We start from the raw sequence: 7,589 nt of genomic DNA on the forward strand, positions 1-7,589 counted from the left end.
CTGCGAGACCGACGATTGGCGATGCCCCTACCCGATCAGGCGCTGGGCGAAGCGGGCCAGCGGCTTGTGCCCCGCCACCGCCGCCCGCACCCGTCCGGCCATGGTCCAGGCCGAAGGGACCGGATCGGGATCCATCAGGATCTCGGGCCGGCCGTCATGCGGCAGCGACAGCAGCCGCGCGAAGGGCTCGCCGGACCGGATCTCGTCCTCGGTCCACTGCATCCAGGCGTAGCGGCGGAACACCGGCTCGCGGTCCGGATAGATCGGATCGTCGACCTCGAGGCCGCGCCGCATCAGCTCGCCGCAATTGATATGCGGCCCGCAATAGAAGGCCGGAATGCCGTGGATGATCGATTTGATCGCGACCGTGCTGGTCCAGGTCAGCGTCGCGAAGGCCTCGTCCAGCTGCCGGTCCAGCGGCGCCTCGGTGAAGCGGGTCCGCCGCACCACCCGGCGGCTGGTCCTGGGCGCGACGCTCTGCGCCCAGCCGGGCGGCATGGCGCGGGGGTCGAGATTGATGCCCTTCGGCCGCTGCTCCACCACCAGGATGCTGTCGCCGTCGCGCCGCCAGTCGCGCAGCGGCATGCTCCAGGACTCCCAGCGCCTGCCGTCGCCGGCCGGGAAGTCGCCGGTGCCGTTCCAGCCGTGCAGCGCGAGCTGGAAGTACTTCCGGCCCTGGATCGGGGACAGCCAGCCGTTCTCGCCGATGATCGCCCGCCCCCCCGCCGCCCGGATCTGGCGATAGATCTCGCTGCGGAACGTGCCGCGGAACGGCGCCCAGAGGATCGCGACGTCGTCCGGCTCGAACCGGGTCGGCGTGCTCATATGGACCGTGCCGAGGCGCGCCGCGCCTTCGGCCAGAGCGGCGCCGGGCTTGCCGATCGTCACACCCCAGAAGACGAAGATTCGGGACTGCCGGCTAACCACGGGTACCGTCGCCGCGAGCCTCGGCATAGATGGCATGGGGCTGATCGAGGTCGAGCGCGTAGTTCGCTTCGAGCGCCGAGGTCGCGCGGGAGAAGGCCGCCCCCTCCTTCAGCGCGCCCTTCGCCGACCAGATGAAGCTGTTCTCGCCGAACGCGACGTCGACGAGGCCGGCCGGCATGTGCTGCCACCGGATCCGCGGCTTGAGCCGCCGGCGGATGATATAGAGGTAGTAGATCACCGGCTGGTCGATATGGTCGCTGGGCCGCATGTGCAGCGCCTGCCAGACGGCGGCGGCCAGCTTCTCGCAGAAGCCGAGCGCCTCCTTGGAATGGCTGACGCCGACGGCGCCGGCCATCACCCGGCGCCAGACCCTGCGTTCGCCGAGCCGGAAATGCAGCGTCACGTCGGCCCGCTCGATCATCCTGAAGACCTGGCCCAGCGGCCGGCGGACGATGCCGTCGATGTCGACGCACAGGATCGGCGCCTTGCAGGCCAGCAGCAGGTGATGCAGGACCAGGAACCGCGCCGCCGAGAAATAGACCGGCCCGGGCAGGGACAGCCGCCGGTAGGAATCGTCCTCCCATGTGAAGGACAGCCTCACATGACACATCGACCGGCGCATCCGGTCGATGTGGTCGAGGGTTTCCTGGCTGGGGCCGTACAGATGGATATGAATGTGGAGCGGCTCGGCCAGCTGCTCGGCGGATAGAAGGAAGCTCGACGCGAATTTATTATAATAGCCGTCGTCACAGCCGCAGAACAGGACTCCCGGCGTCCCCATGTCCGGCGTATTGCCGCGAATCCTCAGTCGATAGTCCTTGACGGCAGATCTCGCCCGAGAGTCGGCCAAATTCTCCAGAAGAACAGAGAAGGACAATCGTCTTAAGAACCATCGGGACAATCTCTTGAGTGAATGACCGCTCATGACGTCTTGCCCGAAATCCCGTTTCCTTTGACGCGGCGGCGATCGTCTGTCACCTCCCGCTGCCGAAGCACCACTCACCGGCAGGCTCGCGGCACGAGAAATACCACACTGCGCCCTGCATCACATCCGCTTTGCGCCCCGCCGCCCGCACTGCACCTTATGGCGGAACAGAAGGGCACGAAGATGGCAGGCCCGGGGATTTCACGCGGCCCTGCCGCGGCAGCGCCCCGCAGGCGATTCCCGGATCAGCCGGGTTCGCGCCAGTACGCCTCCTGCCGCTCCAGGACCAGATCGGCGACGCGGCTCTTGCCCTGCTCCTTCCGCCCGCCCTTGAGGTGGTCCATGAACCGGCCGAGACGGGAGTTGATCAGCACATGCGGGACCTTGAGGCCGAGGCCTTCGGCGATGTCGTAGGACCTGTGCCCCCGGCGCTCGGTCTGCTTGCGGACGAGGTCGAACAGGTAGGAGTCGTGGAACTCGTATTCGCGGAACATCTCGTCCCGGGTGTAGAGCCGCTCGAATTCCGCGAGCATCTCCCGCGTCGCCGGATGGCTCAGATTATAGGCGACGAAGCCGCACTCGGAATGGATGCGGCGGCGCAGATAGCCGACGAAGCAGTCGGCCGGGACGAATCCCTCGATTTCTTCCCGGCCGACGTCGGCGAAGAATCGGGTATCGGCATCGATCCAGATCAGCACGTCGATATCGGACGCCGCGGCGGCGTGGAAGATGGCGAAGCTCTTGTGCGCGAACCGCACCGCGTTCCAGCGGTATCCTTCGCCCCAGCGCTTTTCGCCGAGCTTGAAGCGCAGCTTCGCCAGATCATAGCTCAGCCGGAAGCGCGGGCGCCGGGTCAGCCCATGGGCCAGCGGATTGTCGGCGTGACGATGCTTGAACGCCGCCAGCTCCGGCGAGCTGTCGATCAGGTCGCGCACCACGATCCGGCCATCGGGCAGCCTGGGCGCGAAGCCTTCGCAGTACAGCAGAAGCGGCACCTCGACGGGCCAATGGCGATCGAAGCTCTCCACCATGCGCCGCCCATAGGCTTCGTATCCTGCGGCGCTGCAGGTCGTGACCACAGCGAACCTGCGCCCGCCCGCGGCAAGCCCGAAAGTCATGTTGCTGGATTCTTTATGAACGTCCCTGGTTGCGGCCAGCATAGGGGGTCTCGTAAGTATAGGCGATACCAATTTCCACACAATGCCGGTGCTCTGGTCAGTAATCCGCTAATCAGCGTCGCCGCCAAGGCGGGATTGCGGCGGCTCGACCCGGCTTGCCTCGCCTGAAAACGCTCCTATGCAGGTCACCGGCCTCCCGCCTCGTCATCCGGCGCGGAGGGGCCTCGGGGTCGCCAGGACCGCGTCGTAATCGGCCCGTTCCAGCCCCATCACCGCGCCGCCGCGGCCGGCATTGCGCAGGATCCGGCCGTCCGCCTCGAACGCCCGGCGCAGGGCGCCGAACTCCTGCCGATAGATCTCGTCCTCGGGACGGGCGTACTGATTCGTCTCGCTCTGCCCCGCCGCGTAGAAATAGGTGGTGTCCTGGGCGTAGTCGAGGTCGACGCCGAGGATGTAGGCCTCGGCGAATCCCATGTACCAGGCGATCTGGGCGGCGAACAGGATCACCGTCGAATCATTGCCCAGCCCCTGCCAGGGATGGCGCCGGAAGCCCTGCTTGCGCAGGCCGCCGCGATAGCTGGGAAAGGTCACCACCCGGTCCGCCGGCGGCCGGAACTCCGGCCGGGCGGCGATGGTGTCGCGCACCAGATAGGTGCCGACCGGCAGGGTCGAGACGTCGGCCTTGATCCGGTCCCAGCCGCGCAGGTCGCTGAGCACATAGTAGGGAATCGGCGCCGGCAGCCCGTGCTCCAGCGCCTTGTAGCCCTTCTTGACCACGAAGAACTGCTCGCCGGCCAGCTTCGACAGGTCGAAGTCGAGCAGCGACGGCGCGTTGCCGAGCAGGAAGCAGCGTTCGCCGCGATGGCGATCTTTCAGCGCCATGATCCGGCGGGTGCGGCCGGGCGCGGCCAGGGCCCCGGCCAGGGCGTAGGTCTTGGCGAGCAGCGGCAGCATCGCGATTCCCTCAGCCCTCGACCGCCGCAGGGGCGCCCAGCAGCTCCCGGTAGACCGCCAGGGTCGAGCCGGTCATCGCCTCCTTGGTGTAATGCGCCGCGACCGTGGCGATCGCGCGCTCCGCCATCCATTCCCGTTCCTCCGGCGACAGCGACAGGGCGCGGTCGATCGCGGCGGCCAGGGCGTCGGGATCGCCGGGCGGCACCAGCCAGCCGGTCTCGCCCTCGGCCACCACCTCGGGCGGGGCGCCGATATCGGTCGCGATCACCGGCCGGCCCAGCGCCATCGCCTCCACCACCACCCGGCCGAAGCCCTCGGGGTCGGTCGAGGCGTGCACGACCACGTCGGACAGCATGTAGGCGGCCGGCATGTCGTCGCAGTGGTCGACCAGTTGCACCACCCCGTTCAGCCCTTTCGCCGCGATCCGGTCGATCAGCTCCTGCCGGTAGCCGCTGCGGCCCTGGTCGCTGCCGACGATCAGGCAGCACAGGTCCTGCCGGCCGAGCCGGGCCAGCGCGTCGATCACCACGGCCTGGCCCTTCCACCGGGTCAGGCGCCCCGGCATCAGCACCACCGGCCGGTCGTCCGGCGCCCGCCAGGCGCGGGCCAGCTTGATCATCCGCTCGGCCGAGACCGCCTCGATCGCGAATTGCCGCAGGTCGACGCCGCGCGGGATGGTGCGGATCCGCGCCGGGTCGGCGCCGTAGCTGTCGGCGATGTAGCGCGCGACGTAGTCGGAGATGGCGATCACCCGGTCGCCGCGCACCATGATCGAGTTGTACAGCCGCTTGGCCGCGTTGTGCTGGTTGTACGGCGCGTGCACGGTGGTGACGAAGGGGATGCCCAGGCGCCGGCAGGCCGCGTGCGCGCTCCAGGCCGGCGCTCGGCTGCGGGCATGCACCAGGTCGACGCCGCGGTCGCGGATCACCGCCTCGAGCCGGCGGATGTTGCGCCAGATCGTGATCGGGTTCTTGCCGGCGAGCGGCAGGGCGATGTGCTCCGCACCGGTCCGCGCCAGGTCGCGCAGCATGGCGCCGCCGGCCGAGGCCACCAGCGCCCTGCCGCCCGCCGCCTCAATCGCCGCGGCGACGTCGACGCAGCCGCGCTCCGCCCCGCCGGTGCCGAGCGCCGGCAGCACCTGCAGGATGGTGCGCCCGCGCAGGTCGACCGGGAGGGTCGGCGCTGGGTCGGTCGCGGCGTCGTGGGGCGGAAGGTGAGCGGTCACGGGATCCGATGGTACCGGCGAACGGGGCGCGCACCCTACATCAGCGGCCGCAGGCGCGCCATTGCCCCAATTTCAGGGCCTTCCCCAGCGCAGCGACATGCAGGACAGGCCGGCGTCGAGCTTGCCGGTCTCCTCGACCTGCAGCGGCACCACGCGGTGGCCGAGCCGGTCGAGCGCCTCGATGGTGCGCGGGAAGCCGGCGCCGACCAGCACCACGTCGTTGACCCGGAGCGCATTGGCGGCCGCGTCCTCCCCCTCCGGCACCCGGACCACGCGCATCCCGGGGAAGAAGCCGGCCAGGGCCTCGGTCGCCAGCACGGTCTCGCCGTCGAGCAGCGAGCAGGCGGTCTTGAAGTGCAGCACGCCGGGCGGCGGCGTCACGATCTCCGCCTTGCGGCCGAGCTCGGCCAGGAGGGCCGCCAAGGCCCCGGCGCCGCGGGCGTCGGTGCGGGCGGACAGGCCGATCATCACGGCGCGCGGCGTCACCAGCACGTCGCCGCCCTCGGCGAAGCCGGCCTCCAGCGCCAGCACCCGCTCGAACCGGGCGGCCAGGGCGGCCGCGATCTCCGCCGCCTCACCCAGCCGCGACGGCGCGCCGGGGCGGAGCAGGATGGCGCCTTCGGGGAAGGTCAGCGCCGGGTCCTCGACGAAGACGGAATCGGGGAAGCCCTCGAGCGGCGGCAGCACCTCGACCGCCACGCCCGCCTGCTCCAGCGCCGCGACATAGGCGGCGTGCTCGGCCCGGAACCGGGCCATGTCCGGCGCACCCCGGTCGACGGCGCGCAGCCCATCGACGGCGGAGCCGGCGGGCTGGCGCGCCAGGGCGCGATCGAACCGGTACACCTCGGCCATTTTCTTCTCCCGGCTTCCCTGTTTTGCGGCGCCGACTCTATCGCGCGGCCCGGCGGGCGACCATGCCGGAAGCGACGTGCGAAGCCGCATACAACTCCGCTTGCCGACCCCGACCCTCCTCGCTATTGTCGGCGCCTCCAGCGGAGGGGTGGCCGAGTGGTTGAAGGCGCTCGCCTGGAAAGCGGGTATACGGTGTTGAGCCGTATCGAGGGTTCGAATCCCTTCCCCTCCGCCATCCTGCTTCGCCCTTCGGGCTTCGCAGGATTTGGTTTCGGCATCAGATCGAAGCAGGATGCCCTCCGTAGCTTCAGCGGAGGAGGGCCGCCGTTGTTTTATGTCTATCTCATTGAAAGCATTTCCACACAGAGCCAGCGCTACGTCGGGTGACCGCCGACCTCAAGCCGCGTCTTCAAGACCACAATTCAGGAAAGTCGATCCACACTTCGAAATTCAAGCCATGGCGGTTGACGACCTATATCGCGTTTAGCGATCGAGCCAAGGCAGAAGCTTTTGAGCATTATCTCAGTTGGGGTCTGGCCACGCTTTCGCCAGCAAGCGCTTGTGGTAGTATCCCTCATGGCTGGACCGAAGCATGAGGGCATATCGGCCACTTCGTTCGGCTATTGACGTCGTGCGGTGAGGACTGCACGCCGATTGCGTGATGAAGGACAGTTATTATTTAAAAATTTGATTTGATAGGGGGCACCAATGGATCTCAGCACTCGCCTCGTCGACCTTCAGAAGAAAGTTATCGCTCATAGAGAGATACTACTGACAGAGGAAGCCGCAAAAACAGCCCTCGTCATGCCATTCATCCAATCATTGGGCTATGACGTATTCAACCCTGGGGAAGTTGTTCCGGAATTCACTGCGGATGTCGGAACCAAGAAAGGCGAGAAAGTTGATTATGCCATTTGCATGGATGGGAAAATTTCGATCCTGATCGAATGCAAGCCTTCAAGCGCGGAATTGAGCCTCAACCACGCCAGCCAGCTCTTCCGATATTTTAGCGTCACGGACGCCAGGTTAGCGGTCCTGACGAATGGCGTTGTGTACCACTTCTACTCCGATGTGGATCGCCCTAACAAAATGGACGAAAAGCCATTTTATACATTTTCTATAGAAGCCATCAAACCGTCAGATGCAAAGATTCTCGAGAAATTTGGAAAATCCTCTTTTGATATCGATCAAATCGTGCAAGAGGCAGTCAACCTCAAGACGCAATCGCAGCTCAGGAAGGAGCTGGAAAAGGAATTCAGCGATCCTTCGGAAGATTTTGTCCGCATGCTCGCTTCCCGGGTTTATGGCGGACGGCTCACACCGGCGATCAAGGAGAGCTTCGGCAAGATACTGCCGGCAGTGGTCGCCAATTTGATCCGCGACCTGGTGAATGAGCGACTGTCCTCTGCCCTGAATGCGTCGGCTCCCGAGATCCCGGACGTCGCCGACAACGGCTCGGACGAAGAAACTGTGACAACGACACCCGAAGAGATTTGGACTGCACCCCTGACATGAGACACGATAAATAGAGACAGGTCAGTTTGGTGATGCCATTGCAGCAGGGGCGCGCCCCTGCTGCAATGGCGGC

At 66.6% G+C, this 7,589-nt stretch carries 8 protein-coding genes and 1 tRNA gene; 3 read left to right on the forward strand and 6 right to left on the reverse strand.

The window, feature by feature from the left end; all coding sequences use genetic code 11:
• Positions 1-27: 27 nt before the first annotated feature.
• The 6 genes from ACFW16_RS28660 to ACFW16_RS28685 form a co-directional block, all read right to left on the reverse strand.
• The gene (locus ACFW16_RS28660) at positions 28-927 is read right to left on the reverse strand and encodes a hypothetical protein (protein WP_380311580.1); all 900 of its coding nucleotides are present in this window, start codon (positions 925-927) and stop codon (positions 28-30) included.
• Positions 920-1,708, reverse strand: a complete 789-nt coding sequence (locus tag ACFW16_RS28665; RefSeq protein ID WP_380311582.1) for a hypothetical protein — start codon at positions 1,706-1,708, stop codon at positions 920-922. Before ACFW16_RS28665 ends, ACFW16_RS28660 begins: the two co-directional genes overlap by 8 nt.
• A gap of 389 nt (positions 1,709-2,097) precedes the next feature.
• The gene (locus tag ACFW16_RS28670; RefSeq protein ID WP_380311584.1) at positions 2,098-2,931 is read right to left on the reverse strand and encodes a hypothetical protein; all 834 of its coding nucleotides are present in this window, start codon (positions 2,929-2,931) and stop codon (positions 2,098-2,100) included.
• A 243-nt stretch (positions 2,932-3,174) separates the two neighbouring features.
• Positions 3,175-3,924 carry a hypothetical protein gene (locus ACFW16_RS28675; protein ID WP_380311586.1) on the reverse strand — a complete coding sequence of 250 codons (750 nt, stop codon included), beginning with the start codon at positions 3,922-3,924 and terminating at the stop codon, positions 3,175-3,177.
• Positions 3,925-3,934: 10 nt separating this feature from the next.
• Positions 3,935-5,149, reverse strand: a complete 1,215-nt coding sequence (locus ACFW16_RS28680; RefSeq protein ID WP_380311588.1) for a glycosyltransferase family 4 protein — start codon at positions 5,147-5,149, stop codon at positions 3,935-3,937.
• 72 nt (positions 5,150-5,221) lie between these two features.
• Positions 5,222-6,001: an arginine deiminase family protein gene (locus tag ACFW16_RS28685; RefSeq protein ID WP_380311590.1), complete on the reverse strand. Its 780-nt coding sequence runs from the start codon at positions 5,999-6,001 to the stop codon at positions 5,222-5,224.
• Between the two features lie 142 nt (positions 6,002-6,143).
• On the opposite strand from ACFW16_RS28685, the gene ACFW16_RS28690 reads away from it, so the two are divergent.
• From ACFW16_RS28690 to ACFW16_RS28700, 3 genes are all read left to right on the forward strand, one after another.
• Positions 6,144-6,236, forward strand: a tRNA-Ser gene (locus tag ACFW16_RS28690).
• Between the two features lie 148 nt (positions 6,237-6,384).
• Positions 6,385-6,597 (forward strand): GIY-YIG nuclease family protein, encoded by a 213-nt coding sequence (locus ACFW16_RS28695; protein ID WP_380311592.1) that lies wholly within the window; start codon positions 6,385-6,387, stop codon positions 6,595-6,597.
• Positions 6,598-6,709: 112 nt separating this feature from the next.
• Positions 6,710-7,516 (forward strand): type I restriction endonuclease, encoded by an 807-nt coding sequence (locus ACFW16_RS28700; RefSeq protein WP_380311594.1) that lies wholly within the window; start codon positions 6,710-6,712, stop codon positions 7,514-7,516.
• Positions 7,517-7,589 lie beyond the last annotated feature (73 nt).

Source organism: Inquilinus sp. NPDC058860 (assembly GCF_042743185.1).
Taxonomy (GTDB): Bacteria; Pseudomonadota; Alphaproteobacteria; order DSM-16000; family Inquilinaceae; genus Inquilinus.